Raw genomic sequence first — 25,477 nt, forward strand, 5'->3', positions numbered from 1 at the left:
TACCGCCGGGCCCAAAAGGCGGTCAAGGAGGGGCGATTCAAGGATGAAATCGTCAAAGTTCCTGTTCCTCAAAAGAAAGGGGACCCCCTTATTGTCGATACCGATGAAGAACCGGGGCGTGGAAATATTGAAAAGTTAAAAACCCTTCGCTCCGCCTTTGAAAAGGAAGGAACGGTCACAGCCGGAAATGCGTCGAGTTTGAACGACGGCGGGGCCGCTGTTGTGCTGATGTCTATGGAGAAAGCCCAAGCACTCGGCCTTAGGCCGTTGGCGCGGATTGTGGCCCATGCGCAGGCAAGCCGTGAACCGGAGTGGTTTACCATTGCGCCGGCAACGGCGATGGAAAAGGCGCTTAAAAAGGCGAACCTTAAAGCGCAGGACATCGATTTGTGGGAAGTCAACGAGGCCTTTTCGGTGGTGGCCATCGCCAATAACCAAAAAATCGGCATTCCCGCCGATAAAGTGAATGTCAATGGCGGAGCGGTGGCTATCGGCCATCCAATCGGAGCCTCGGGGGCCCGAATTCTGGTCACCTTGCTGTATGAAATGCAGAAAAGGAATGCTCGGCGGGGTTTGGCCTCGCTGTGCATTGGAGGCGGGGAAGCGGTGGCGATGATTGTGGAGAGAGTGTGAACATTACCAAAATCGGCATTGTGGGGGCGGGGGTGATTGGCGCCGGCATCGCCGAGACGGCGGCGCGCCAGGGTTTGGGGGTCATTCTCGTTGAGACCACCAAGGTGCAATTGGAAAAAGCGGTTGAGACTATCCGGCGCGGTCTGAAGAAAGCGATCGGGAGAAAAGAGGTGGCCGAAAAAGACGAAGACTTGATCATCGGCCGGGTTCAATTGGCGCTTGATATCCAGGCGCTGACCAAAATTGATTTTGTTATCGAGGCGGTTACCGAGGATGAACGGACCAAAACCGACCTTTTTTCAAAACTCCACACCGTTTGTCCCGCGCCCGCCATATTCGCCTCGGCCACCTCGTCGTTGTCGATCACCAAACTGGCCAAGGCGTCCAAAAGGGCCCCGCAGGTTATCGGCATGCACTTCATGAACCCGGTGCCGGTGATGAAACTGGTGGAAATTGTCCGGGGGGTACAAACCGCACCGGAGACCATTCAGGCCGCCAAAAGTGTCGCTGAACGAATGGGGAAAGAAACGGTTCTGGCGCACGATTTTCCCGGTTTCATGGTCAATCGGGTGATTGCCCCGATGATCAATGAGGCGATTTATTCGCTTTACGAAGGGGTCGGTTCCGCACAGGATATCGACCGGGCGCTTAAATTGGGGGCCAATCATCCCATGGGGCCTCTTCAACTGGCCGATTTGCTGGGGCTGGATGCCGTGCTGAATTCCCTTGAGATGCTCCATCGGCAATTCGGCAATCCCAAATTTTCTCCCTGTCCGCTTTTGGTCAAATATGTCGAGGCGGGATTTTTGGGGCGAAAGACCGGGAAGGGGTTTTATGAATATTAACTACTGTGCCCGAGTGCCTGAGTGCCTGTGTGCCCGTGTTTACACGGGAACCCAGGCACCCGGGCACCCATGCACTTCTTTATGACCTTTGAAACCATCCAAGTCAGTATTGAAAATGAAGTAACCACAGTCACTATCAATCGTCCCAAGGCGCTCAATGCCTTGAATGAGGTTGTTCTCAGCGAGCTGACAAAGGCCTTCCGGGATATTCGCCGTGAGGGGAAAACGAAGGGGGTTATTGTTACCGGTACGGGTGACAAGGCCTTTGTTGCCGGCGCCGATATCGCCGCCATGCAGAACATGACGGTTCTTGAGGCGGAACATTTTGTCGATTTGGGACACCGTTGCATGCGGGCGATTGAAACCTGCCGGGCCCCCGTTATTGCCGCGGTAAACGGGTTTGCCTTGGGGGGAGGGTTGGAACTCGCTCTTTCGTGTGATTTCATTTACGCCTCATCCGGCGCCAAACTCGGCCTTCCCGAAGTGAACCTCGGCATTTTTCCGGGGTTTGGGGGAACCCAGCGCCTAAGCCGCCTGATCGGAAAGAACAAGGCCAAGGAGCTGATTTACACCGCGCGCCTTCTTTCAGCGCAGGAGGCCTTCGATATCGGCATTGTCAACAAGGTATGCGAGCCGAATCAGCTGATGGATGAGGTCAAAAAGACAATCGGAACGATTCTCAAGAAAGGACCGGTGGCGGTGGCACTCGCCAAAAAGGTGATCAATGAAGGGACCGATCTGTCACTGGAGGCTGGTTTGCAGCTGGAACAATCGACATTTCCGATGATCTTTGCGACGGAAGACAAGAATGAAGGAGTTAAAGCTTTTCTTGAGAAAAAAGAGGCTAAGTTTATAGGAAAATAGCGGGAATTTGCCAAGGAGCAGTTGGCCCCCGCCGCGGCTGAGCTGGATGAAAAAGCGGAATTTCCCAGCCGGCATTTGAAGAAAATGGGGGAGCTGGGATTTATGGGGATGATGATCCCGGAAGAGTGGGGGGGATCGGGGCTCGATACGGTCAGTTATGTGCTGACCCTGGAAGAAATTTCGGCCGCCTGCGCCTCAACCGGGGTGACCATGTCGGTGAATAATTCACTCTATTGCGGTCCCATCGTCAAATACGGCACCGATGCCCAGAAGAAAACACATCTCGTTCCTTTTGCGCGCGGGGAAAAACTGGGGGCCTATTGCCTCTCCGAGCCGGGGACCGGATCGGATGCCGCCAATCAGCAAACAACAGCCGTTCTTAAAGGGGACAAATATATCCTGAACGGCACAAAGAATTTCATCACCAGCGGGCCAAACGCCGATGCGATGGTGGTTTTTGCGATGACCGACAAGGCGAAAAGGCACAAGGGGATATCGGCCTTTATCGTCGAAAAGGGATTCACCGGAATCGTAGTCGGCAAAGTCGAAAAGAAACTGGGAATCCGGGCCAGCTCCACATCCAGCATCGTTCTGCAGGATTGTGAGGTTCCAAAAGAAAATCTTTTGGGAAAAGAATCGGATGGATTCTCCATTGCGATGAATACGCTCGACTACGGCCGTATCGGCAGTGCCACCCAAGCGCTGGGTATTTCGCAGGCCGCCTTCGAGGCCGCCCTTGAATATTCCAAACAGCGTGAGGCCTTTGGCCAGACCATCAGCAATTTTCAGGCGATCCAGTGGATGCTGGCCGACATGTCCACCCGCATTGCCGCCAGCCGTCTGCTTGTCCATCGCGCCGCTTGGATGAAAGATCAGGGAAAACCGTGCACGTTGGAGGCGGCTCAGGCGAAACTTTTTTCCTCCGAAACATCGAATTTTGTCACCAACAAGGCGGTTCAGATTCACGGGGGCTATGGTTATTGCCGTGAATATCCGGTGGAACGTTATTTGCGCGATGCCCGGATCACCGAAATTTACGAGGGGACTTCGGAGATACAGAGGCTGGTTATCGCACGAAACCTCTTAAAAGATTGATGAAAAATTCGAAGCGCGAAGCACGAAATCCGAAACAACCCGAGCGACAAAAAGAATTCACCACCATCTCGTCGGAACCGATTGAGCGGCTCTATACCCCCAAACATCTCAAGGGTTTTGACTACGCAAAAAACCTCGGTTTCCCGGGTGCATACCCCTTCACGCGCGGTGTCTATGACACAATGTACCGCGGCAGGCTTTGGACCATGCGGCAGTTTGCCGGTTTCGGCGCGCCGGAGGATACAAACACCCGCTTTAAATATCTTCTCGCTCATGGACAGACTGGTCTGTCCACCGCGTTTCATTTTCCCACTCTCATGGGTTACGACTCCGATTCCCCCCGTGCGCGGGGTGAAGTGGGGGTCTGCGGAGTTGCCGTCGATTCCCTAAGGGATATGGAAGTTTTATTCGACGGCATTCCATTGGATGAAGTCACTGTCTCCATGACGATCAACGGTCCGGCGATGATTATGCTCGCCTTTTATCTGGCCAATGCCGAAAAGAGGGGCTTTGACTGGAAAAAACTCGGCGGCACCATTCAGAACGATGTCTTGAAGGAATACATCGCCCAAAATTCCTACCTGATTCCCCCCGATCCGGCGATGCGAATCGTGGTCGACATGATCGAATTTTGCTCCAAGCATGTCCCGCGGTGGAACCCCATTTCAATTTCCGGCTATCACATCCGCGAGGCGGGTTCGACGGCGATTCAGGAACTGGCCTTTACCATAGCCGACGGGATCGCCTACGTTCAGGCGTGCATCGATCGCGGATTAAACGTCGACGACTTTGCCCCGCGCCTCTCCTATTTTTTCAATGCGCACATGGATTTCTTCGAGGAAATCGCCAAATACCGGGCGGCGCGCCGGATGTGGGCCCGTATCATGAAAAAGCGATTCAAGGCCAAAAAGGCGGAATCGATGAAGTGCCGTTTTCATTCGCAAACGGCGGGATGTTCGCTGACCGCACAGCAACCCGAAAACAATATTGTCCGCACAACAACACAGGCTCTTGGCGCCATATTAGGAGGGACTCAGTCCCTTCATACCAATTCGATGGACGAAACGCTCTCGCTCCCCACCGAAAAAGCGGTGCGTATTGCCCTGCGTACCCAGCAGATTCTCGCCTTTGAAAGCGGCGTCACAAACACCATCGATCCTCTGGCTGGCTCTTATTTTGTCGAAGCGCTGACAAACAAGATGGAAAAAGAGGCGTTCAATTATATAAAAAAGATCGACCGAATGGGGGGAATGGTGGAGGCGGTGAAAAGGGGCTACCCTCAAATGGAGATTGCCAGGGCCTCGCACGCTTATCAGCAACAGGTGGAAAAAAAGGAAAAGATCGTGGTCGGGGTCAACGATTTTATTCTCGAGGGAGAACAACAGCCTGAATTGTTGAAACTCGATCCTCATGTGGAGAAAAAACAGGTTGAAAATCTCAAAAAAGTGAAAGAAAAGCGGGACAGAGCCCAGGCGCAACATACCCTAAAAGCTCTTGAAGATGCCGCGGCAGGGGAGGTCAATTTAATGCCGAGCCTCCTTGACTGCGCGAGGGCTTATTGTACGATCGGCGAGATCTCGGCGGTGCTTCGGGGGGTGTTCGGCGAATACCACGATCCGGGAATATTTTGATGCAAAAAAAACTACGAATCCTTGTCGGAAAGCCGGGGCTCGATGGCCACGATCGCGGCGCCAAAATCGTCGCGCGGGCCCTGCGCGACGCCGGGTTTGAAGTGATCTACTCCGGTTTGCATCAGACCCCGGAGATGATCGTCAATACGGCCATTCAGGAAGATGTCGACGCAATCGGCCTCTCCATTCTCTCCGGGGCGCACAACTATTTGTTTCCTGAAGTCATCCGTCTTCTCAAGGAAAAAGGGATCGGTGATGTCGCGGTCTTCGGTGGCGGCATTGTGCCGGATGACGAAAAAGCGGAGTTGAAAAAGAAGGGGGTCGCCGAAATTTTCACCCCCGGCGCCGACACGCGGGATATTGTGGGGTGGATCAAAGAAAACGTGAAGCCGCGGATGTGACTCTGGTAATTTAAGTATTGCAAACTGCAGTACAATAATATACTATAAACTGCATACAAAAATGAGGTATTATTATGGGACAATTACAGGAACCTGTTACCATCAGCATCCGTGCCAGGGCGCGACAGCGTGATTTGATCGACCATGCCGCCGAACGGCTCGGTCGCAGTCGTTCGGATTTCATGCTGGAAGTCGCTTGCCGAGAAGCCGAAAGCGTGTTGCTTGACCAAACCTATTTTGCGCTCGATGCCGATGCCTTTGCCCGGTTTCAGGCCATGCTCGACAATCCTCCCAAGCCGACGGATCGCTTGCGTCGGCTGTTGACGACGAAAGCCCCCTGGGAATGACCACCGAACTTTTGGCGCCCACCCCTATCACCAAAGACCATGATCTTGGCGCATTCGATTGCGGGGAACCATCGCTGAATGAATGGCTGAAAAAGCGCGCGCTCAAGAATGACGGAGCCAACGCGTCCCGCACCTATGTGATTGCCAATGGACAAACAGTCATCGGTTATTACTGTCTGGCCGCCGGCGCGGTTGGCCGCGCCACGGCGCCAAAGACACTGCGGCGCAATATGCCGGATACCATACCTGTCCTGGTGTTGGGCCGTCTCGCTATTCACAAAGATTACCATAATCGCGGCTTGGGAAGCGGGTTGTTGCGTGATGCCGCCTTGCGGGCGTTGCAGGCGTCCCGGATTGCCGGTGTTTCGGCCATCCTGGTTCACGCTTTGTCGGAAACGGCCAAACGGTTCTATTTGTCGCGGGGTTTTGTCGAATCGCCAATCCAGCCGATGACGTTATGTCTTCTGCTATCGACAGCCGAAAAGATCATCGTCACGCGCAAGTAACGATTCAATTTATGAATTTTCTATTTGCCTTGAAACAGGGGTGAGCGTTTCTCCCGAATCGCCCGAATCCCTTCTTTGATGTCTTCAGTCGTAAACGTTTTTGCCTGACAGGCCGAATCGTAATCGAACATCTGTTCCAAGGTTCCGTGCAGGGCCTTTTGGATCCCTTTTTTGATCAGGACAACGGGCATCGGACCATTTTCAGCGATTACCTTGGCCACGCCGTGAACGTGCGGCAGAAGTTTGTCGGCCTCAAAAACACCGTTTAAAAGCCCCATATCAAAGGCCCGCTTCGCCGAGAGGTTTTCGGCCAAAAGAAGGACCTCGGCGGCCCTTGTCGGTCCGATCAGCCGCGTGATCAGCCAAGTGCCTCCCATGCCGGGGGCAAGACCGATTTTGGCAAAGTTGGCCCCCATTTTTGCCTCCAAGGAGGCATAGCGGAGATCGCAGGCAAGGGCGAGGCAAAAGCCGGCGCCGATGGCATGTCCATTGACGGCGGCAATGACGGGGATCTTTAAGTTTCGAACGTCCAGAAAAATTCGATAGAACATTTTGAGTTCTTTTTTGTTTGTTGCCTCTTTTTTGCGCGTCCGCGATTCGATCATGTCCAGATTGCCGCCGGAAGAAAAAGCCCGTCCGGCGCCGGTTAAAATGTCAGGTTTTCCGGCCGGTTGAGGGTAACAGTTGCAATAGGACCTTCGATTTGCAAGATAACAGGCTCGGACATATGGCGCATTGTGACAATTCAGTCTCGTGTGTTTTCTTTCGATTCCGTCGGAACTCGCGGTCTTTGTAATCGCCACCCTGTTTGTATGTTGTCGCCTGGTTTGTTCCGATTGGCGATGTTTTTAAGGTGCGCTCGGACAGCCGACGGACTCTTCAGAAAGCCACCCGAGACCGAATTGTCACCATATGTTCCTAACAAAACCGGGTTTCAAATGAAACAAAATTTTCCCATTCAGACCTCTTTTCTCGGAGAGGCGCCTTACCGTGAGGCTCTGGAGAAAATGAATAGCCTTCGGGACGAACGTTTGGCGAATCGGATACCCGACCAACTCCTGTTTCTGGAACATCCCCCGGTGATTACGATGGGGCGGCGCCGGTCGCATGAAGACTTGAAAATCAACCCCGAGGAGCTCAAACGGAGGGGGATTGAATTTGTCGAGACCGACCGGGGGGGGAGGCTCACCTATCACGGGCCGGGCCAACTGGTTGTCTATTTCATTGTGGATATCGAGACGCGAAAGATATCGATCGACAAAATGGTCTGGGCGGTGGAGGAGGGGGTTAAACGTCTTCTGGCCAAATATGGAATTTCGGCGAGCCGCGACAAAAGAAATCCCGGAATCTGGGTTGGAAACAGTAAAATCGCCTCCATCGGCCTCCATGTCCACCGTGGCGTCACCACCCACGGTGTTGCGCTCAATGTCGATTGTGACCTTGCCCCTTTCGGTTACATCATCCCCTGCGGCATTGCCGGCGCCGGCGTGACCAATCTCGCCGAAATAACCGCCCGCAAATATTCGGTGGACGAGGTTGGGGGCGATTTGAGACGATGTTACGAAGATGTCTTCAACCAAAGAAGGCCACGTTGTTCGTCTTGAACGCTTCCGCCCGGAACATGGTAAAATCGTTTTCCGCTGGTTCTATGACCCTGCCTATAGGTTGTTCTTTCGGGATTTTGAGGACCCTTTGAGCCTCGAACAGTGCAAAAAATTTGACAAAGTCATGGCGGGATCCGGCGTCGGCATTTTCATGATCATCGAAAAATCTTCAGACAAACCGATCGGCATGGTAACCCATTGCTGTTTGAAAAAGAAGTCGGGGGTCAACCGGATCGGCATCATGCTCGACAAAGATTTCCAGCATAAAACCTATGCCATCGAGGCGCTCATTATTCTTCTCGATTATCTCTATAATCGATTGGGTTTTAAAAAAATAATTGTCGAGTATCTGGCCTCCGATCATCATATTCAGCGGATCTCCGAAAAGGGGGGATGGATTCGGGAGGCGGTCTTGAAACGCGAGGCGGTTGTTGACGGGGAATATGTGGACGAAGTTCGGTATTATATGTTCAAGGAAACCTACGAGGAGTTGTATGGGGATTATTTCAAATAACTACATTTTCGCGGTAGATCCCGAAAACTTCCCGAAGGGTATTTGAAATTTCTCCCAGGGTGGCGTAACAGCGCGCCGCATTTAAAATATGCGGCATGAGGTTGTCGGTTCCCCTTGCCGCCTGTTTGATTTTTGTCAATGCCTGTTCGACCTTTTTGTTGTCCCGGTCTTTGCGTACCTTGTCCAATCGCCCGACCTGTTTTTTCTCCAGACTTGCGTCCACTTTCAAAATATCCGCCGCCGGGGGCTCCTGGATCTGAAACTCGTTGACGCCAACGATGATCAGTTTTTTTTCTTCAATGCTTCGCTGATAGTCGTAAGCGGCATTCTGGATTTCCTGCTGGATATAACCCTTTTCGATCGCCTTTACCGAACCTCCCATCTGATCGATCCGTTCAATGTATTCCAGCGCCTTTTTTTCAATCGTATCGGTCAACGATTCGACAAAATACGAGCCGGCCAGTGGATCGACCGTGTCGCCGATTCCCGTTTCATAGGCGAGAATCTGTTGTGTGCGGAGGGCAATTCGCGCTGAAACCTCTGTTGGAAGGGCCAGGGCTTCATCGCGTGCGTTGGTATGGAGACTCTGCGTGCCCCCCAGGGCCGCCGCCATCGCCTGATACGCGACGCGGACAACGTTGTTGTCAATCTGTTGCGCCGTCAGCGAACAACCGGCTGTTTGTGTGTGAAAGCGAAGTTGGCAGGAACGGTCGTTCGCCTTGAAACGTTCGCGCATCAGCCGGGCCCAAAGGCGTCTGGCGGCGCGGAATTTGGCCGCTTCTTCGAAAAAATAGTTGTGCCCGTTGAAAAAGAAGGAGAGGCGGGGGGCAAAGTCGTCAACCTTCAGTCCCGCATCGATCGCGGCTTTCACATAGGCAAGGCCGTTGGCCAGGGTAAAGGCCACTTCTTGAACGGCGGTCGATCCGGCTTCGCGGATGTGATAACCGGAGATCGAAATCGTATTCCACTTGGGGACATGGTCTTTGCAGAAGGCAAAAATATCGGTGATGATCCGCATCGACGGTTCCGGGGGATAAATATAAGTGCCGCGGGCGATGTATTCCTTCAAAATATCGTTTTGAATCGTGCCCGAGAGTTTATCGGCCGAAATTCCTTTTTTTTCGGCGACGGCGATGTAAAAGGCGAGAAGAATTGCCGCCGTGGCGTTGATGGTCATGGATGTGGAAACCTGGTCGAGAGGAATGCCGTCCATCAAAACTTCCATATCGGCAAGTGAGGCGATCGCCACACCTGTTTTGCCGACTTCCCCTTTGGCCCGCGGATCGTCGGAATCGAGTCCCATCTGCGTGGGGAGATCGAAGGCCACCGAAAGCCCGGTGCCGCCATGGGCAATCAAGTCGCGGTAACGCTTGTTGGACTCCTCTGCCGTCCCGAAGCCGGCATACTGCCGCATCGTCCAGAAACGGCCGCGGTACATATCGGGCTGAACGCCGCGGGTGTAGGGAAATTGACCGGGCTGACCGAGGTCGCGCCGATATTTCTCATCCGTTTTTTGAGGAGCATAAAGAGGCTCGACCGGAATTTTCGAGAGGGTTTCGAAGGTTTCTTTTGTCCGGTTTTTCTTTTCTTTGGCGCCGCTCTTCGGCATTGGTTGCATATATCGCAGGGTCAGGGATGTGTCAAAACACCTTTTATTCTTGAACCCGCTCAAGCGCCTGTCTTGCAAATTGTCCGATGAGGGTCTGTTCCTGGGATAATTCCTTCAAACGGGGGAGGGCTTTCCCGGCCCGGGGGCCGATATTGCTGTTTGGGGAGAGATGTCATCACTGACTTTGTAAATTCATCGGCCCGGGAATACCCTTGACCGATGCATATAAATAGTGCATATTGATATGCATTATGAGAACAACCGTCAACTTGGATAAAAATTTGTACGAAAATGCCGCCAAGGCCGCCGGTGTCTCCGAAAAAACCCGCCTCATTCACATGGGGTTTGAGGCCCTCATCCGCAAAACGGCCTCCGAAAGACTGGCCCGGGTTTTCGGTTCCTACAAACGGGCAAACGCCCCCCGTCGCCGAAGGCCTTCATGATTCTTGTCGACACGAGCATCTGGATCGGCCACCTCAAGGGAAAAGCGGAGGCCTTCCCTCTTTCCGATTTGCTGAAAGAAGAACAGGTGATAACCCATCCGTGGATCATCGGTGAACTCGTAATGGGGGATTTGGGGCCGCGCAGAAACGAGTTTCTGTCCGATGTCGGCAAGCTCCAGCAACTTCCATCATACGATTCGGAAGAATTAAGGGTCTTTGTCGATTCCGAACATTTGTTCGGTTCGGGATTGTCCTTTGTCGATGTGCAATTGTTGTATGCCGCCATTCAGGGAAACTGTCGCCTCTGGACACGCGACAAGGCCCTTAAGAGGATGGCAGACCGTTACAGCGTCGCCTATGGCCCCATTTAAGAAAAATCAACGGTTGAACAGTCCTTGACTTAACGCATCCGTGACTTTATTTAAATCAGGTCTATTTTCAGGGGCTCGCGTCGCCTCCGCCAAACTGCTCGGCGGACCCGCCGCGTTGTTTGGCGGGCCCTCCACCGGCGAAGCCGGATACAAGCCGCGATTCATTCGCGGCGCGTAGCAAACCGTATGGTTTGCGAAGTAAGATAGTTGCCTCCCCCTCAACGCGCCTTTGGCGCTGGTTATTTTAGCTGATTATGAAAGACAAACTTCACATTCTCAAGGAAAAAGAGGCCCAAGCCTTAACCGGCGGCGGCGAGGAGCGGGTTGCCAAACAGCACGAGGCGGGGAAACTCACCGCCCGCGAGCGGATCGACAAGCTCCTCGATCCCGGCAGTTTTGTCGAAACCGACCGCTTTGTCACCCACCGCTGTGCCGACTTCGGAATGGAAAAACAGAAAATTCTCGGCGATGGCGTGATCACCGGCTACGGCAAGGTGAATGGACGTCTTGTTTTTGTCTTTGCGCAGGATTTCACCTCGTTCGGCGGATCGCTGGGGGAGGCGTATGCCAAAAAAATCTGCAAAATAATGGATCATGCCATGAAAGTGGGGGCCCCCGTCATCGGGTTGAACGACTCGGGAGGGGCGCGGATTCAGGAAGGGGTGATCAGTCTCGCCGGTTATGCCGACATCTTTCAGCGAAACGTGATGAGCTCCGGCGTCATCCCGCAAATTTCGGTCATCATGGGCCCCTGCGCCGGCGGCGCCGTCTACTCGCCGGCGATGACCGACTTCATCGTCATGGTTCAAAACACCGCGCACATGTTTATCACCGGGCCGGATGTCATCAAGGCGGTTACTCATGAAGAGGTTTCGAAAGAAAAACTGGGGGGGGCGATTTCGCACAGTTCCATCAGTGGTGTCGCCCATTTTGCAGCGGAATCCGAAGATGCAAGCCTCGAACTGGTGAAGGAACTGCTGGGCTTCATCCCCTCCAACAACCGCGAACCGGTGCCGTTTGTCCCGGCGGGGGATCCGTCCGATCGAGTCTGCTCCAAACTCGATTCAATTATTCCCGATAGCCCCAACAAGCCCTACGACATCAAGGAAATCATCGCCGAAACATTGGACGACGGCCATTTCACGGAGATCCACGCCAATTACGCCAAAAATATGGTGATCGGTTTCGGACGAATCGGCGGTTATTCAATCGGCATTGTGGCCAATCAGCCGGCGCACTTGGCGGGGTGCCTCGACATCAACGCCTCGATCAAGGGGGCGCGGTTCGTCCGGTTTTGCGACGCTTTCAATATCCCCCTTGTCACTTTTGTCGATGTTCCGGGATTTTTGCCCGGCACAGCACAGGAGTACGGTGGCATCATCATGCATGGCGCGAAACTTTTGTATGCCTTCTGCGAGGCGACCGTTCCGAAAATAACGGTTATTACCCGCAAGGCTTACGGCGGCGCGTACGACGTTATGAGCTCCAAGCATATTCGCGGCGATGTCAGCTACGCCTACCCCGGCGCCGAAATCGCCGTGATGGGCCCCGACGGAGCGGTGAACATTATCTTCAAAAAACAGATCGAACAGTCTGCCGACGCGAAAGGGGAAAAAGAGCGCCTCGTGGCCGAATACCGCGAAAAATTCGCCAGCCCCTACAAAGCGGCGGAGTTGGGCTATATCGACGAGGTGATTCTCCCGTCCGACACGCGAAAAAAGATTTTTGCCGCATTGGAGATGTTGCAGAACAAGGTGGATTCGAATCCGAAGAAAAAACACGGGAATATTCCCTTGTAGGGGCGGCCCTGTGTGGCCGCCCTCCGTGCAGGGCAACCACATAGGGTTGCCCCTACGCATGAAAACCAAAAAAATCAAAAAGATCCTTATCGCCAACCGCGGCGAAATTGCCGTCCGGATCATGCGGACCTGTCGCGATCTCGGCATTTCAACCGTGGCGGTTTATTCGGAGGCCGATCGCTCCGCTCTTCATGTTCAAGTCGCGGATGAGGCCTATTGCATCGGCCCGGCCCCTGCGGTTGAAAGTTATCTCGTTCCCGAAAAGATAATCGATGCCGCCAACAAGAGCGGGGCGGATGCTGTTCATCCCGGCTACGGGTTTCTTTCCGAGAAATCGGTTTTCTCAAAAGCTTGCCAAAATGCCGGAATCATCTTTCTGGGTCCCAAACCCGAAACCATCGACGCCATGGGGAGTAAAACAGGGGCGCGCCAGATTGCCGAGAAGGCGAGGGTGCCAATGGTGCCGGGCACGAAGGAGGCTCTCAAAGATTTAGCCGAAGCCAAACAAATTGCCAAAAAGATCGGCTATCCCGTTTTTCTAAAGGCTGTGTCGGGCGGCGGGGGGAAAGGGATGCGTTTGGTCGAGAAAGAGGCCGACATGGAATCGGCCATGACCCGGGCGGGATCAGAAGCAAAGAAAAGCTTTAATGATGATAGTCTATATATTGAAAAATACATTGTAAAACCACGCCATATTGAGGTTCAGGTCGTCTTCGATCAGCAGGGAAAAGGGCTTCATTTGTTTGAGCGTGAATGTTCTCTTCAGCGACGGCATCAAAAGGTGATCGAAGAGGCGCCGTCCCCCTTTATTTCGGCGGCCACCCGAAAAAAAATGACCGAAGCGGCGGTTCGTTTGGCGGCATCAGTCGGGTATGTTGGAGTGGGGACGCTCGAATTTTTGGTCGACAAGGAGGAGAATTTTTATTTCCTCGAAATGAACACCCGCCTGCAGGTGGAGCATCCGGTTACGGAAATGATCACTGGCCTCGATCTGGTGAAACTCCAAATTGAGATTGGAGAGGGGAAACCCCTTTCTCTCAAACAATCCGACATTACCCTGCGCGGTCATGCGGTCGAGTGCCGCCTGTATGCCGAAGACCCGGAAAATAATTTTTTTCCTTCTCCCGGCACCATCGAGTGGATGACAATCCCGGAAGGGCCGGGGGTCCGGCACGACAGCGGCGTTTACGAGGGGGCCACAATTCCCATCTACTACGACCCGCTTATTGCCAAGTTGATCACCTGGGGGGAAAGCCGCCAACATGCCTTTTGCCGGATGCAAAGGGCCCTTCGCGAATATGAAATCGGCGGATTTAAAAACAACATCCCGTTTTTGCGAACGCTGGTCGAAAACCCCGATGTTTTGGCGGCCAAAATGTATACGCACTATATCGACGATCATCCCGAAATCCTCAAACGCCGTCCGGTGGATCTGCCGAACGAGATTATCTTCGGCATTGCCGCCTATGACCGAACAAAGCGGCCCATGGCCACTCCGGCGTCCGGCGTGGCGACTGTCGGGAGAGAAACGATGTCCCAGTGGAAAGCGCAAGGTTTGAGGGACGCGTTGGAGCAGAGATTTTGAAATCCAAAAAATTCACCGCCACGCACGACGGAAAAGAGACGCCGATTGAAATCGGCGAAATCGCCCCCGATAGTCTGCGCATTGTCTCCAACGGCAAGACATGGGAGGTGGATGTTCACATCGCGGGGCCGAACCATTATTCGGTCATTCACGACGGACGGTCGCATGATCTTCGTTTTCATCAAAGCGGCCCGGAAATTCAGGCTTTTCTTCATGGCGAGCATCTCTATTTTCAGCTTGATGAAGAGGGCAAGGCCGGAAAACCCAAACCGGGAGCCGGCAGGTTGCTTGGTGGCAAGCCGGGGGGAAAAATCGGTGGCGGCGCCACCCCGACAAGGGGCCCCTTTGGGGCTGGCGAGGGAAAGGTCGAACTGATCGCCCAGATGCCGGGCAAAATTGTCAGTGTCGCCGTCAAAAAAGGGGACAAGGTTGAAGAAGGGGAGGGGGTGGTTGTTCTTGAGGCGATGAAGATGGAAAACGAGATGAAATCCCCAAAGTCGGGCGTTGTCACCGATGTCCGCGTGGCCCCCGGCCAGTCGGTTGAAAACGGCGCCTTGCTGGTTGTCATCGAATAGGATATGCTTGACCGCATGAAATTGCCGACTCTTTTTGTTTTTCTCCTTGCGGTTCTTGTCCCCTCAATTTCGTCTGCCGACGAAATCACCCATTCCCTCGGCAATGCCGTCTATGCCGTCCGCGAGGCGCGGATATGGCATGCCGACACGAAAAGCCCCGACCATTATCGCGTGGCGGTGAATCTCCTGCAGAAAGCCCAGAATACGGCGAACAAAGACGAAGCCCTGCATCTGGCCGCCGAGGCTGAAAAAGAGGCACAACTTGCCCTCCAAGAGGCCTGGAACAAATAATCATGCCGAAAACCGGAATCGTTTGGGACGAACGTTATCTTGCGCATGACACCGGAACCGGTCATCCGGAATCCCCCCGTCGTCTGCTGGCCATCAAAGAGGTTCTTGATACCGACTCCACGCTTGTTTCCATCCCCCCCCGTTTGGCCACCAAAGAAGAGGTTGGCTGGGTTCATTCGAAAGAACACATCGAGAATGTCGAAAAAACGCGGGGCGTCCCTCACGGCTATTTTGACCTCGACACGCCGGTCTCCGCCGATTCGGCGGAGGCCGCCTTTCTGGCGGTCGGGGGCTTACTTACGGCCGCCGAGGCGGTTTTTTCGGGAAAGGTGGACAACGCCTTCGCCTTTCCCCGGCCGCCGGGACACCATGCCGAATCGACACGCGCGATGGGATTCTGCCTTTTCAACAACATCGCCGTCGCCGCCGAATATCTGGTTCGCCAAAAGGGGCTCAAACGGATTGCCATTGTCGATATCGACGTTCATCACGGAAACGGAACCCAGCATTTTTTTTATGCTCGGGACGACGTTTTCTACGTCTCGACCCACCGCTATCCGTTCTATCCGGGAACCGGAGCTGTCGACGAAACGGGAACGGGAAAAGGGAAGGGGTACACCTTGAATCTTCCCTTCGACGCCCTCGGAGATGATGACGATTATGCGAAGGGGTATGATAAAAAAATTCTTCCGGCCCTTCACGAATACAAACCGGAGTTTGTCCTCGTTTCGGCCGGATTCGACGCGCATCGGCGCGATCCGCTTGGCGGCATGAAAATCACCAAAGGGGGATTTAAGATGATGGCGCGAAATCTCTTCGATGTCGCCCAAAAATATTCAGGCGCAAAAATCGTTTTTGTTCTGGAAGGGGGATATGATATGAAAGGGTTGCAGGAAGGGGTCGAGGCCGTTCTGGAGGTGATCCATGCGTAGAAATTTGAAACTGCGGTGTTTATTCTGTGTTTCAATTTTGTTGTTCGTCGGTAGCGAGGTGAAAGGAGAGAGTATGAAATTTTCAGAACCGTCGGCGCCGATGCCATTTGAGGCCGGCAAAAAATACGAGGCGGTCATCAAAACCGGCAAAGGGGACATCACGGTGGAGCTTTATCCCGACAAGGCCCCTCTGTCGGCCACCAATTTTATCCAACTGGCAAAAGGGGGGTTTTACAACGGGCTGACCTTTCACCGGGTGGAGCCCGGTTTTGTCATTCAAGGGGGAGACCCGGCAGGGAACGGCAGTGGCGGACCGGGTTATACCATTCCTGCCGAGATCGGCCTCCCGCACAAAAACGGGGCGCTTGCCTGGGCCCGCACCGGCGACCAAGTGAATCCCCAGCGCCGCTCCAGTGGTTCGCAGTTCTACATCACCCTGCAGGCGACGCCGTTTTTGGACGGGGCTTATACGGTCTTCGGCCAGACCATCGCCGGCATGGATGTCGTCTCCAATATCCGGCGGGGGGACAAGATCAACTCCATTGAAATTGTCGTGAAGTGAACTTGTCGACGGCAACGGAATCCTCGCCGGAATCCTCAAGGGAATCGTTATCGGAATCTTCATCTGAATCTTCATCGCCGTCCTCAAAGGAATCTTCGGAGTCGGAATCTTCATCGGCATCATCAAGGGAATCTCGGGAGTCTTCGGCGTCTTCCCCGTCTTCCCCGTCAGGCGTTTTGCCGTCGGGGCCCGCAGGAAAGAGGGAGTCGTCCACGCAGTCGGGATAGGGAGATTCGCCGCAGAGAGGGGCATCCAGCGGAACAAGAAAGGGCCCTACGTAAGGCGCTTCCTTGCAGGATGTCGAGGCGAGCGCGTAGATGTCCTTGTCCGTTCCGTCATCGTCATAATAAGAGGCGGCGTAGTAGAAGGTGCAAACCTGCCCGTCGCGAAAACAGTCTCCCTGAAACCGGTCTGTCGAAATGGAGGCGACACAGATGATCACATCTCCGGAGTAGGTTCCTTCCCTGTCCGGGGCAAAATAATAGTTGCCGTCCTCCCAGTTGATGAGAGCCGTAAAGACGGTATCGTTATACTCGATCAGGAGCGTTTCACCCGAATGGGTCACCAGGATGAGGTCTTCGTCAAAATCCCCGTCGCTTCCGGGCGAGGAGTACGACGAATCATCCCAGCTGTCGTAATAACCCTCTCCCAATCCGCATCCGGTTCCCGCAACGGATGTTGCGGTCAGTGTTAAAAGCAGAAGGCTTGTTTTGAAGTGTTTCATATGGCGATCCTCCTTGTTTTATTTTTGATTAAAACCTTCAATGGCGTTTGCAATCTCCGCTCCCGCCTCGCTTTATCCTCCCTATTCGGTCGGCGCTCGGCGGGAACCCTCCTTTCGACAACAAGGAGGAAGCAATCGGCGTGCCAAGAGGGACACGGATCAGGTTTTTGAAATTTGCGCGTAATTTTAACGGGTTATATTCCGGCCCGAGGGCGCTCCCGAAAAACGGGACCCGCGGAATTGACCAAAATTGACCAAAATCGGCCGTCAAAATCGGCCGGCGAATTTTTCTTTTCCAACTCAACCTCTGCACTGGTATACTTTCATCCACGCCGATGAAGTTGCGCGGAAGACAGGGGAGGGGGGTTTTTCAAACCGGGTGGCTTTGCCTCGTTGCATGGGCCGGTCTGTCCTGTGCCGACCCTCTTTACTCCGATGAGCCGTACAGCTACCAATCTGAATCCTGGCGTTGCCCGGACGAGGCTGTTTCCTTAAACCAGGAGCTGGTCTCGGCCTTTGGCAATGTCACCATCCAGGATGTTTCCGACACTTCTTTTGTCGAACCGGGAGAGCAGGTCTATTTTCGCTACCTTTTGGGAGCGGACCAGTACTGGAACTGGGGCGGGGGGGAAGAAGACGCCATCATCTATAGTTTCTACGAGTACTATTATCTTGTCCTGTCCACCGGCGATGTCCTGGTTTTGAAGTTTGAATATGAATACCCCTTTTCCGCCGCGGAAGATCCCCTCACGGGGATCTACTATCTCTTTGACGCATCCAATGCGGCGGATCTGGAAACGCTGAATGCGACACTGGCCGGGGAACAGGCCGACACATACCACAGCTTCATATGGGAAAGGGCCTTGAGTGACGATTATTACGGAGAGAGCGATGAGTTCAGCATGTCGGTGACAGCGGCCGGCGAAGGGGTCTATCATCTTGAAACAACCATCGACCTGCACAATCTGACGGGGATTGATGAGGCCGGATTTTATACGATCGGTTTTGACAGGACAATCGGGACGGAAAACATTCAAGGGGGCTATCTGGACGCTTATCTGCTGTCATTATACGACTCCGAGGCCAATCCCGATTCCTGGCAGGAACTTTATCTCAATGACGTGTTCATCGGCGTGTCCGACGGCTCGGAGACATGGGGGGAATACGATGACTATTGCGGGCCGGGAGGCGGAAACATCGTCAATCCCGTCGTCCTGGAGCCGGATGAAGATATCTGAAGGCGGCAGGGCCGCCAGCCAAATGGTCCAGATGGACCTGCAAACGGTTCGCAAACTGTGCAAAGAAGTTGCGGAGAAAGAATCTGAAAGGAGGGTTTTTATGAGCAAGGTGAGGATCGCGACGATATTCCTGTTTTTTGCCGTGATGTGCCTGAACCGTTGCACCTGCAGTACCGAGGAGGGCTCCACGACGACGCGCATCTGCCCCGAGGACGTGGATGTAACCGACCTCTTTCTCGACGACATGACCTCGATTTCGGTGGTCGATGACGCCGATTCCACGCTCGTGTCCGCCGACATGGCCTATTATCACCGGCTTGTGTCCGCCGACGGCCAGCGCGACGAGCATCTGGTTTTGTCTTTGGCCGACGGCAAAACCCTTGAGATCGTCTGGGGGGAGGACGCCGGGGATATCGACACATTGGCGGAAAGCGGGGTGTTGGAGGTTTCTTCGGGCTGGTATGCCGTTCATGACACCCTCTCGGTCCCGACATTCGCCCAGTTTGACGAATGTTCCTACGAGGTCGGTTCCTCGACAACCGAGGCAACCCCCTGTAGCGCCTATTTTTCAAACCTCTCCTCGGACAGTTTCAGCGGGCTGGAGGCGACGCGCAACGCCGGGGATTCCTTTGCGTTTGGCGCCCTGGAGGTCAGCGATACGATCGGGGCCTTCGAGATTTCCTTCAACGCCCATTACGCGGAAGGACGGATTATCGCCGATTTCCCCGAGACCGTGGAATTCTGCCGGATCAAGGTGCTGTCCTGCTTCGGCGATTGCGGCGACTGCCCGGAAGGCTACACGGCCACCGGTGGAATTTGCGAGGACACAGGCTGTTCACTCACCTGTTCCGATTGTGAATATCAGGACGGAAGCGGCAACACACTCGCTCTCGACCAAGCAGAGGTGGAGGCCTCCTGCGAGATCGACGCGGACCACAGCATGAATCTGGACTTCACCGCTTCCCTCTCCACGGGGGATTGAGGAGCCAACAAAGGGAACCTTTTGACGAGGCAATTTTTGCTCCCTGCCGGACACTCGACGCTGAAGGAACAATCCAGCACGTGACGGCTTGCAAAAATTGCGCGGACAAAAGGTTCCCTTTGCCGGCGGCGCAAAACAAGTCCGTTACGCTACTGCCTGTTTTGGTTTCGTTAGAAGCGCCAGTATCCCGCCAACGATCAACACAGCGGTGGCTACGAAGGCCTGGGGCGCCAGAACCCCCGGCACAATGGCCGCTATCAGCATGACAAGACCGCTTAATTTGCCCAGCTTGAAAACGAGAATCGAGGCCAGAAGGGCGAGTAACCCCAGCCCCACCAGCGCATAGCCGGCGTTTTTGAGCTTGCCGACCGAGGCCAGGCTCTCGGCCATCGCGCCGCCGGCCCCCATCTGATCGGCCATCTGTTGCATCGAGGCGATGGTCGATTCATACTTGTTGTAATCGGTGACCCATTTCGACCCCAGACCCAAAGCGGCCAACGATCCGATTAAACCGATGATCAATGCGGCAATTTTCATATAGGCTCCTTATTTTTGAAAGGTGAAAAAAGCGACGGCAAGCGTATTCCATTCCCTAAAAATCGTAAATAAAGAAATCGGCCGACGAGCCGCCCCCCTCGATCCCCCCCGCTTCGGCATCCCCCGCGGTGAGATCAATCGGCGCGTCGAGGACGGCGGTGTTGATCTCCTTGGGGATCTCAAAATTGGCTACCGGCTTTCCCTTCAGCACCTCCTGCATGTAATACAGAAAAATGGGGGCGGAGGTGTTCCCCCCCGTTTCGCGGGAGCCGATTTTCTGGACCTTGTCGAATCCCACCCAGACGCCGGCAAACAGGTCGGGGACATAGCCGACAAACCAGGTGTCGGTCTCGTCGTTGGTGGTTCCGGTTTTTCCCGCCGCCGGGCGGCCGAGCGCCCTGACCTTGTATCCGGTGCCGTAGTTGACGACATCGTTCATCAGCTGGACCATCGTGTAGGCGGTGCGCGGCGAGATGACATACCCTTCCGGGACATAATCGCCGTAGAGAATCCGTTTTTCAATTTCGGTGAGTTTCAGCTTGTCATCCGCGATCCACTTTTCGCCTTCGGCCAGGAGGGATTCACTATAGCCGGAACCCTCTTTGGCCTCTTTCCGGTTCTCCCTGTTTTTGGCCAATTGTTCCGTGAAGGGGACAATCTGCCGCGGCCGGTATTCCTCCAGAACCCTTCCGTAACGGTCGGTGATCCGCTTCACGAAGACAAGTTCGGGAAGGATTCCGCCGTTGGGAAAGACGCCGTAGGCACGGGAGAGTTCATAGAGCTTCATGTCGTTGGCCCCCAGGGCCATCGAGTAATACCGGTTTATCGGCGTGGTTATTCCCAGCTTCCGCGCGTAGGCGTCGACGTATTCCACGCCGATATCCATGAGGATGCGCACGGTGACCACGTTGCGCGAATTGACTAGGCCGCTCCGGAAGGTGGTGGGGCCCTTGAAACCGCCGCCGTAGTTCTGGGGAGACCAAAAACGGCCGGGGGCATACTCGTAGAAGAGGGGGGCGTCCTCGATCACCGTGGAAAGCGAATAGCCCTTGTCCAGGGCGGCGGAATAGATGAGCGGCTTGATGGCCGAACCGGTCTGCCTTATGGCCTGCATTGCCCGGTTGAACTCGCTCTTTTTAAAATCGAGCCCCCCCACAATAGCCCGTACAAAGCCGCTTTGCGGCTCGTACGAAAAAAGCGCCCCCGCCACTTCAGGCTCCTGTTCCAGCGAGAAATAATTTTTGCCGGCCTCATAGCCCTTTCCCTTTGCGTCATCTCCGGGGATCTTCTTTTTCACCCAGATGACGTCGCCGACCGAAAAAGTCCCCCCTGGGTCGCGGATATAATAGACATCGTTGTAACCGGCCGAGTTCAGGTTTCGTTTGCGGGCCCAGGCATAATCGTGCACACGGATGATTCCGGAAACATTTCCAACCAGCACCTCAAGATTCTGCCCCTGACGGTCGACTTTCGTAACAACCGCCCGATAATACCGGCCGGGGATGATGGGGGTGGGACGGTTTGTCAGCTCATCATCCGAGAGGGGATGAAAATAATCCCATTCTTCCTCCAATGTTTCCCTTGTGACCGCCAAATGGTTTTCCGCCGCAAATTTCGAAATATCCGCCTCGGGAATTTTTTGGATCGGCCCCGCGTATCCCTGGCGCTTGTCCAATTCCCGGATGCCACGCTCCACGGCCCGGTCCGCCGCTTTTTGCATGCCGGGATCGACGGTGGTGTAGATTTGGAGGCCATGGGTGTAGGGCACCTGTTCGCCGTATTTTTCCTGAATCGTGCGGCGGATGTATTCGGTGAACCAGGGGGTGTATTTGTCATTGAACTCCTTGTCGGTTTCGGCCCGGTAAACTTTAAGCGGAATGGCCCTGGCCTTTTCCCTCTGTTCCTTTGTGATAAAACCGACCTCAAACATCCGGTCGATGACATACTCCTGTCGCTCCTTGGCCTGTGCCGGGTTGGTGATGGGGGAATAAAGCGAGGGGGCTTTCGCCAGCCCCGCGATCAGCGCGGCCTCGGCGATGTTCAATTCCCTGCATGTCTTGTGAAAATAGTTGCGGGATGCCGCCTCAACGCCGTAGGCGCGGTTGCCGAAGAAGGTTTGGTTGAGGTAGAGGTTCAGGATTTCTTCCTTGTTGAAATTTTTTTCGATGCGGGTGGCCAGAATCGCCTCCTTGATTTTGCGGTTGATGGTCCTTTCGCTGGATAAAAGGAGAGATTTGGTGATCTGCTGGGTGATTGTAGAACCCCCCTGCACCACATGGCCCGCCTTCAGGTTTTCAAAAAAGGCGCGGACGATGCTTTGATAGTCGATTCCCTTGTGCTCGAAAAAACGGTCATCCTCGCTGGCGACGATGGCCTGAACCATTGTCTTCGGCATTTCTTTGGGGGAGAGGACGAAACGCTTTTCGGTCCAGAACTCGCCGATTTTTGTTCCGTCGGCGGAATAAACCTCAGAGACCACCGGAGGATTGTAGTCCTTCAGGCTGTCCAGCCTGGGGAGATCGCGGGAAAAGTAGTAGTAGAGGCCGAAGCCGGAGACGATCGCCGTAATGAACAGGAGGACGCCGATAACCAGAATCAGACGGACAAGCCTGAAGAGATGAAGCATAGGAAAAGCTCTTTTCTAGCATACGCATTTTAACGCACGCAAGGCATTAAATAGTTTTTTCTCTTTCCATTTTGCCTCCAATTCAGATAGACAAATGCCCCTCGCGCGGGTGGTGGAATTGGCAGACACGCTTTCCGATAACGAGCCGCTGTGGTGTAATTGGCAGACACGCCGCATTCAGGGTGCGGTGGGGGCAACCCCGTGGAGGTTCGAGTCCTCTCAGCGGCACATGCGAAAGGGGTTTCCGCCACACTGCGTGGCGGACCCGCCATGTCGTTTGGCGGGCAAGTCCCCCCCCGCGCACATTTTATTTGGGGCCCTTTCGGCCCGTTTGTTGCTACTCGCGTCGATTTATTTCGCCCGCCAATACTTTGTGGCGGGCCAAACCCCGCGCAAATCACCGGCAAAGCGGGATGATTTGCTTGATCATTTGTGGACGATTCTTCGATTCTCACGTTTCTCGTCAATCATCCCAAGCATGCCTGGTCCCCGCGCGAGATCGCCCAGCGGCTTAAAGTCCCCTCTGCCGGGAGAAGGGGGTTGAGAAACCGCCTCAAGCGGCTGTCGCAGGAAGGTAAAATCATCCCGCAAAGGGGAGGGCGCTACGGGAGCCTCACCAATGTTCCCACTGTTTCAGGCACATTGAAGGCGCATTACGAAGGCTACGGTTTTGTCATTTCCGACGATCCCGCGCAGACCGATGTCTTCATTCCCGCAAAGAACATGAATTACGCCCTTCCGGGCGATCGCGTCGTGACCAGCGTGATGGAAGGAAGAGGGGACGGCAAGCGGGAAGGGAAAATTCTTCAGATACTGGAACGGGGACGCACCCACTGGATCGGAAGATTTGAGCGGCAGGGCAAAGGATTTGCGGTGATCAATGAAGAGCGGCAAAAGGCGGTGGAGATTCTGATCCCCGGCAGACATTTAAAGGGGGCCCGGCCCGGGCAGATGGTGGTTGTGCGGGTCACCCGGTTTCCCGCCTCGGGCCGGCCGATGATGGGAGAGGTCGCCGAGGTTCTGGGAAGCCCAAGGGATGAATCCGCCGAAACGGCCGCCATCCTGGTCAAGCACCGGATCCGGAAAAACTTTCCCCCCAAAGTGACGGAGGAGGTCCAGCGTCAACCCGAAGAAATTTCCGAAGAGGAATTGAAACGCCGTGTGGATCTTCGTCCTCTCCCTATTTTGACCATCGACGGCATCACCGCCCGCGACTTCGATGACGCCGTTTTCGTGGAAAAAAAAGGCTTATCCTTTCATCTCTATGTCAGCATCGCGGACGTGGCCCACTATGTCGCCTCGGGAGGCACAACCGATCACGAGGCGCTCGAGCGGGGCACCTCTACCTATTTTCCCGACTTTGCCGTTCCGATGCTTCCGGAAAAACTCTCCAACGGCCTCTGTAGTCTCAACCCCGGGCAGGACCGGCTGACCCTGACCGCCGAAATCAGGTTTGACGAAACCGGCCAGGCGCAGGAGGCATGGTATTACGAAAGCGTCATTCGGAGCCAAAAGCGGGGGATCTACGAGGAGGTGCAAAGTTTTTTTGACGGCGCCTCCGACGCCGTTGAGGCCTGTCCCGTTCCCCTCCGGCAGAGCCTTGATGAAATGAAAAAACTGGCGGAACTCCTGATGGTTCAGAGGGGGCGGCGCGGCTCGATCGACTTTGACCTCCCCGAGGCCGACATCCGGTACGACAAGGAGGGGAGAATTTCCGCCATTGTCAAGGCGGAGCGCTTCTTTTCCCACCGGCTGATCGAGGAATTCATGATCTCTGCGAATGTCGCGGTGGCGGAGCTTTTTTCCCGACTGGAGCTCCCGTTTTTGTACCGGATTCATGATTTGCCTGATCCCGCCAAAGTAGGTGAATTTCTCCTGCTGGCGAAAAATCTGGGGGTGAGGCTCCCCAGCGGATCGTTCAAACAGGCCAAGGACTTCGCCCGTCTTCTGGAAACGATCAAAACGGATCCGGCGGAGCCGTTGATTCACCAGGTTCTTTTGCGCTCGATGCGGATTGCGCTCTACAGCCCCGAAAACCGCGGCCATTTCGGGTTGAACCTTAAAACTTATTGCCACTTCACCAGCCCCATCCGGCGCTATCCCGATCTGGTTGTCCATCGCCAGCTGAAATTTCTTCTGCATGGAAGCAAAACGGGAAAGATTCATCTTGTGTTTGGCCGCGGTGTGACTCTTCCACCATCGTCCCTCCGCTCGTTTTACAACCACCGCGACGTCGAATACTTCGGCGACCAGTCCTCCAAACGGGAGCGCGAGGCGATGGAGGCGGAGCGCGAGATGCTCAAACTAAAACAGGCCCTCTTCATGCAGGACCATGTGGGGGACAAATTTTTCGGAACCATCCGGCGGGTGGCCAAGTTCGGCCTCTTTGTGGAACTGGAACCGCACTTTGTCGAGGGTCTTCTGCACGTGAGCGATCTGACGGACGACTATTATCGTTTCGACGATAAACGCCTCCGCTTTGTCGGGACTGGAAAAAAGAGAAAAATCTATCAGGTCGGAGACAAAATCCGGGTGACGGTCAGGGATGTGTCGGTGGAAAACCGGCAGATATCGCTGGAGTCGGCTTGAGGCTATTTGACAATTCTTTCCGAGACACGATATACACGGGGTTTAATAAGGCCCGCCACTAATGCTTTGGCGGGCCGCGCTTCGCGCGGGAGTAGCTCAGTTGGGGGGACCCGTCGTCCGCCGAGCGAGTAGCGAGGAAAGAGGACGATGGGGGCGGAGTGGCTTAAAGGCAAG

General features: G+C 54.5%; 24 protein-coding genes, 1 tRNA gene and 2 pseudogenes (1 of these 27 running past the window's edge). 22 read left to right on the forward strand and 5 right to left on the reverse strand.

Features of this window, described 5'->3' with window-relative positions; translation table 11 throughout:
- The 8 genes and pseudogenes from HYU99_06230 to HYU99_06265 form a co-directional block, all read left to right on the forward strand.
- Positions 1 to 633, forward strand: a pseudogene (locus tag HYU99_06230) (acetyl-CoA C-acetyltransferase) (it extends 532 nt beyond the left edge of the window).
- Entirely contained in the window at positions 630 to 1,478 is an 849-nt protein-coding gene (locus HYU99_06235) for a 3-hydroxybutyryl-CoA dehydrogenase (GenBank protein ID MBI2339946.1), read from the forward strand. Before HYU99_06230 ends, HYU99_06235 begins: the two are co-directional and overlap by 4 nt.
- An 81-nt stretch (positions 1,479 to 1,559) precedes the next feature.
- Complete coding sequence (locus tag HYU99_06240; GenBank protein ID MBI2339947.1) at positions 1,560 to 2,342, forward strand: enoyl-CoA hydratase/isomerase family protein; 783 nt, start codon at positions 1,560 to 1,562, stop codon at positions 2,340 to 2,342.
- Positions 2,343 to 3,437: pseudogene (locus HYU99_06245) on the forward strand (acyl-CoA dehydrogenase). It begins immediately after the preceding gene.
- Positions 3,437 to 5,068, forward strand: coding sequence for a methylmalonyl-CoA mutase family protein (locus HYU99_06250; protein MBI2339948.1), 1,632 nt, complete (start codon positions 3,437 to 3,439; stop codon positions 5,066 to 5,068). The pseudogene HYU99_06245 and the gene HYU99_06250 overlap by 1 nt, the downstream one beginning before the upstream one ends.
- Entirely contained in the window at positions 5,065 to 5,469 is a 405-nt protein-coding gene (locus HYU99_06255; GenBank protein ID MBI2339949.1) for a cobalamin B12-binding domain-containing protein, read from the forward strand. Before HYU99_06250 ends, HYU99_06255 begins: the two co-directional genes overlap by 4 nt.
- A gap of 74 nt (positions 5,470 to 5,543) precedes the next feature.
- Positions 5,544 to 5,816: a DUF1778 domain-containing protein gene (locus HYU99_06260; protein MBI2339950.1), complete on the forward strand. Its 273-nt coding sequence runs from the start codon at positions 5,544 to 5,546 to the stop codon at positions 5,814 to 5,816.
- A complete protein-coding gene (locus HYU99_06265) occupies positions 5,813 to 6,322 on the forward strand; it encodes a GNAT family N-acetyltransferase (protein MBI2339951.1) in 510 nt (169 codons plus the stop codon). Before HYU99_06260 ends, HYU99_06265 begins: the two co-directional genes overlap by 4 nt.
- 20 nt (positions 6,323 to 6,342) lie before the next feature.
- Here the strand turns inward: HYU99_06265 and HYU99_06270 are convergent, their stop codons facing one another.
- The gene (locus HYU99_06270; GenBank protein ID MBI2339952.1) at positions 6,343 to 7,125 is read right to left on the reverse strand and encodes an enoyl-CoA hydratase/isomerase family protein; all 783 of its coding nucleotides are present in this window, start codon (positions 7,123 to 7,125) and stop codon (positions 6,343 to 6,345) included.
- Positions 7,126 to 7,260: 135 nt separating this feature from the next.
- Here HYU99_06270 and lipB point away from each other — a divergent pair, with 135 nt between their 5' ends.
- Together lipB and HYU99_06280 are read left to right on the forward strand one after the other, a co-directional pair.
- Positions 7,261 to 7,926 carry a lipoyl(octanoyl) transferase LipB gene (gene lipB / locus HYU99_06275; GenBank protein ID MBI2339953.1) on the forward strand — a complete coding sequence of 222 codons (666 nt, stop codon included), beginning with the start codon at positions 7,261 to 7,263 and terminating at the stop codon, positions 7,924 to 7,926.
- A complete protein-coding gene (locus tag HYU99_06280) occupies positions 7,889 to 8,440 on the forward strand; it encodes a GNAT family N-acetyltransferase (protein ID MBI2339954.1) in 552 nt (183 codons plus the stop codon). Before lipB ends, HYU99_06280 begins: the two co-directional genes overlap by 38 nt.
- Here the strand turns inward: HYU99_06280 and HYU99_06285 are convergent.
- Positions 8,433 to 10,058: a methylmalonyl-CoA mutase family protein gene (locus HYU99_06285; GenBank protein MBI2339955.1), complete on the reverse strand. Its 1,626-nt coding sequence runs from the start codon at positions 10,056 to 10,058 to the stop codon at positions 8,433 to 8,435. The genes HYU99_06280 and HYU99_06285 overlap by 8 nt on opposite strands.
- A 242-nt stretch (positions 10,059 to 10,300) precedes the next feature.
- On the opposite strand from HYU99_06285, the gene HYU99_06290 reads away from it, so the two are divergent.
- From HYU99_06290 to HYU99_06325, 8 genes are all read left to right on the forward strand, one after another.
- Entirely contained in the window at positions 10,301 to 10,492 is a 192-nt protein-coding gene (locus tag HYU99_06290) for a type II toxin-antitoxin system VapB family antitoxin (GenBank protein MBI2339956.1), read from the forward strand.
- Positions 10,489 to 10,863, forward strand: coding sequence for a VapC toxin family PIN domain ribonuclease (locus tag HYU99_06295; protein MBI2339957.1), 375 nt, complete (start codon positions 10,489 to 10,491; stop codon positions 10,861 to 10,863). The genes HYU99_06290 and HYU99_06295 overlap by 4 nt, the downstream gene beginning before the upstream one ends.
- Before the next feature lie 254 nt (positions 10,864 to 11,117).
- Positions 11,118 to 12,662, forward strand: a complete 1,545-nt coding sequence (locus tag HYU99_06300) for an acyl-CoA carboxylase subunit beta (protein ID MBI2339958.1) — start codon at positions 11,118 to 11,120, stop codon at positions 12,660 to 12,662.
- 58 nt (positions 12,663 to 12,720) lie between these two features.
- Positions 12,721 to 14,247, forward strand: a complete 1,527-nt coding sequence (gene accC, locus HYU99_06305; protein ID MBI2339959.1) for an acetyl-CoA carboxylase biotin carboxylase subunit — start codon at positions 12,721 to 12,723, stop codon at positions 14,245 to 14,247.
- The gene (locus tag HYU99_06310) at positions 14,244 to 14,822 is read left to right on the forward strand and encodes a biotin/lipoyl-binding protein (GenBank protein MBI2339960.1); all 579 of its coding nucleotides are present in this window, start codon (positions 14,244 to 14,246) and stop codon (positions 14,820 to 14,822) included. The genes accC and HYU99_06310 overlap by 4 nt, the downstream gene beginning before the upstream one ends.
- 3 nt (positions 14,823 to 14,825) lie before the next feature.
- Positions 14,826 to 15,113, forward strand: coding sequence for a hypothetical protein (locus HYU99_06315; protein ID MBI2339961.1), 288 nt, complete (start codon positions 14,826 to 14,828; stop codon positions 15,111 to 15,113).
- Between the two features lie 2 nt (positions 15,114 to 15,115).
- Entirely contained in the window at positions 15,116 to 16,045 is a 930-nt protein-coding gene (locus HYU99_06320) for a histone deacetylase (protein ID MBI2339962.1), read from the forward strand.
- 100 nt (positions 16,046 to 16,145) lie between these two features.
- Positions 16,146 to 16,607: a peptidylprolyl isomerase gene (locus HYU99_06325; GenBank protein ID MBI2339963.1), complete on the forward strand. Its 462-nt coding sequence runs from the start codon at positions 16,146 to 16,148 to the stop codon at positions 16,605 to 16,607.
- Here HYU99_06325 and HYU99_06330 read toward each other — a convergent pair.
- Positions 16,579 to 17,331, reverse strand: a complete 753-nt coding sequence (locus tag HYU99_06330) for a hypothetical protein (protein ID MBI2339964.1) — start codon at positions 17,329 to 17,331, stop codon at positions 16,579 to 16,581. The genes HYU99_06325 and HYU99_06330 overlap by 29 nt on opposite strands.
- 335 nt (positions 17,332 to 17,666) lie before the next feature.
- Here HYU99_06330 and HYU99_06335 point away from each other — a divergent pair, with 335 nt between their 5' ends.
- Both HYU99_06335 and HYU99_06340 read left to right on the forward strand, forming a co-directional pair.
- A complete protein-coding gene (locus tag HYU99_06335; GenBank protein MBI2339965.1) occupies positions 17,667 to 18,569 on the forward strand; it encodes a hypothetical protein in 903 nt (300 codons plus the stop codon).
- A 100-nt stretch (positions 18,570 to 18,669) separates the two neighbouring features.
- The gene (locus tag HYU99_06340) at positions 18,670 to 19,551 is read left to right on the forward strand and encodes a hypothetical protein (GenBank protein MBI2339966.1); all 882 of its coding nucleotides are present in this window, start codon (positions 18,670 to 18,672) and stop codon (positions 19,549 to 19,551) included.
- Positions 19,552 to 19,695: 144 nt separating this feature from the next.
- On the opposite strand, the gene HYU99_06345 is transcribed toward HYU99_06340, so the two are convergent.
- A complete protein-coding gene (locus tag HYU99_06345; protein ID MBI2339967.1) occupies positions 19,696 to 20,088 on the reverse strand; it encodes a hypothetical protein in 393 nt (130 codons plus the stop codon).
- Positions 20,089 to 20,143: 55 nt separating this feature from the next.
- Entirely contained in the window at positions 20,144 to 22,714 is a 2,571-nt protein-coding gene (locus tag HYU99_06350) for a PBP1A family penicillin-binding protein (GenBank protein MBI2339968.1), read from the reverse strand.
- 144 nt (positions 22,715 to 22,858) lie between these two features.
- Here HYU99_06350 and HYU99_06355 point away from each other — a divergent pair.
- Both HYU99_06355 and rnr read left to right on the forward strand, forming a co-directional pair.
- Positions 22,859 to 22,942 (forward strand) — tRNA-Leu (locus HYU99_06355).
- Positions 22,943 to 23,146: 204 nt separating this feature from the next.
- On the forward strand, positions 23,147 to 25,303 hold the full coding sequence (gene rnr, locus HYU99_06360; protein ID MBI2339969.1) for a ribonuclease R: 2,157 nt from the start codon (positions 23,147 to 23,149) through the stop codon (positions 25,301 to 25,303).
- Positions 25,304 to 25,477 lie beyond the last annotated feature (174 nt).

It is taken from the genome of Deltaproteobacteria bacterium (genome assembly GCA_016183175.1).
Lineage (GTDB): Bacteria > UBA10199 > UBA10199 > UBA10199 > SBBF01 > JACPFC01.

Excerpts from the sequence above, each read along its gene's own strand:
- HYU99_06240 (MBI2339947.1), top strand. The coding sequence starts at position 1,560 with ATGACCTTTGAAACCATCCAAGTCAGTATTGAAAATGAAGTAACCACA.
- HYU99_06250 (MBI2339948.1), top strand. The coding sequence starts at position 3,437 with ATGAAAAATTCGAAGCGCGAAGCACGAAATCCGAAACAACCCGAGCGA.
- HYU99_06260 (MBI2339950.1), top strand. The coding sequence starts at position 5,544 with ATGGGACAATTACAGGAACCTGTTACCATCAGCATCCGTGCCAGGGCG.
- HYU99_06265 (MBI2339951.1), top strand. The coding sequence starts at position 5,813 with ATGACCACCGAACTTTTGGCGCCCACCCCTATCACCAAAGACCATGAT.
- lipB (MBI2339953.1), top strand. The coding sequence starts at position 7,261 with ATGAAACAAAATTTTCCCATTCAGACCTCTTTTCTCGGAGAGGCGCCT.
- HYU99_06280 (MBI2339954.1), top strand. The coding sequence starts at position 7,889 with ATGTCTTCAACCAAAGAAGGCCACGTTGTTCGTCTTGAACGCTTCCGC.
- HYU99_06285 (MBI2339955.1), bottom strand. The coding sequence starts at position 10,058 with ATGCAACCAATGCCGAAGAGCGGCGCCAAAGAAAAGAAAAACCGGACA.
- HYU99_06290 (MBI2339956.1), top strand. The coding sequence starts at position 10,301 with ATGAGAACAACCGTCAACTTGGATAAAAATTTGTACGAAAATGCCGCC.
- HYU99_06295 (MBI2339957.1), top strand. The coding sequence starts at position 10,489 with ATGATTCTTGTCGACACGAGCATCTGGATCGGCCACCTCAAGGGAAAA.
- HYU99_06300 (MBI2339958.1), top strand. The coding sequence starts at position 11,118 with ATGAAAGACAAACTTCACATTCTCAAGGAAAAAGAGGCCCAAGCCTTA.
- accC (MBI2339959.1), top strand. The coding sequence starts at position 12,721 with ATGAAAACCAAAAAAATCAAAAAGATCCTTATCGCCAACCGCGGCGAA.
- HYU99_06315 (MBI2339961.1), top strand. The coding sequence starts at position 14,826 with ATGCTTGACCGCATGAAATTGCCGACTCTTTTTGTTTTTCTCCTTGCG.
- HYU99_06320 (MBI2339962.1), top strand. The coding sequence starts at position 15,116 with ATGCCGAAAACCGGAATCGTTTGGGACGAACGTTATCTTGCGCATGAC.
- HYU99_06325 (MBI2339963.1), top strand. The coding sequence starts at position 16,146 with ATGCCATTTGAGGCCGGCAAAAAATACGAGGCGGTCATCAAAACCGGC.
- HYU99_06330 (MBI2339964.1), bottom strand. The coding sequence starts at position 17,331 with ATGAAACACTTCAAAACAAGCCTTCTGCTTTTAACACTGACCGCAACA.
- HYU99_06335 (MBI2339965.1), top strand. The coding sequence starts at position 17,667 with ATGAAGTTGCGCGGAAGACAGGGGAGGGGGGTTTTTCAAACCGGGTGG.
- HYU99_06340 (MBI2339966.1), top strand. The coding sequence starts at position 18,670 with ATGAGCAAGGTGAGGATCGCGACGATATTCCTGTTTTTTGCCGTGATG.
- HYU99_06345 (MBI2339967.1), bottom strand. The coding sequence starts at position 20,088 with ATGAAAATTGCCGCATTGATCATCGGTTTAATCGGATCGTTGGCCGCT.
- HYU99_06350 (MBI2339968.1), bottom strand. The coding sequence starts at position 22,714 with ATGCTTCATCTCTTCAGGCTTGTCCGTCTGATTCTGGTTATCGGCGTC.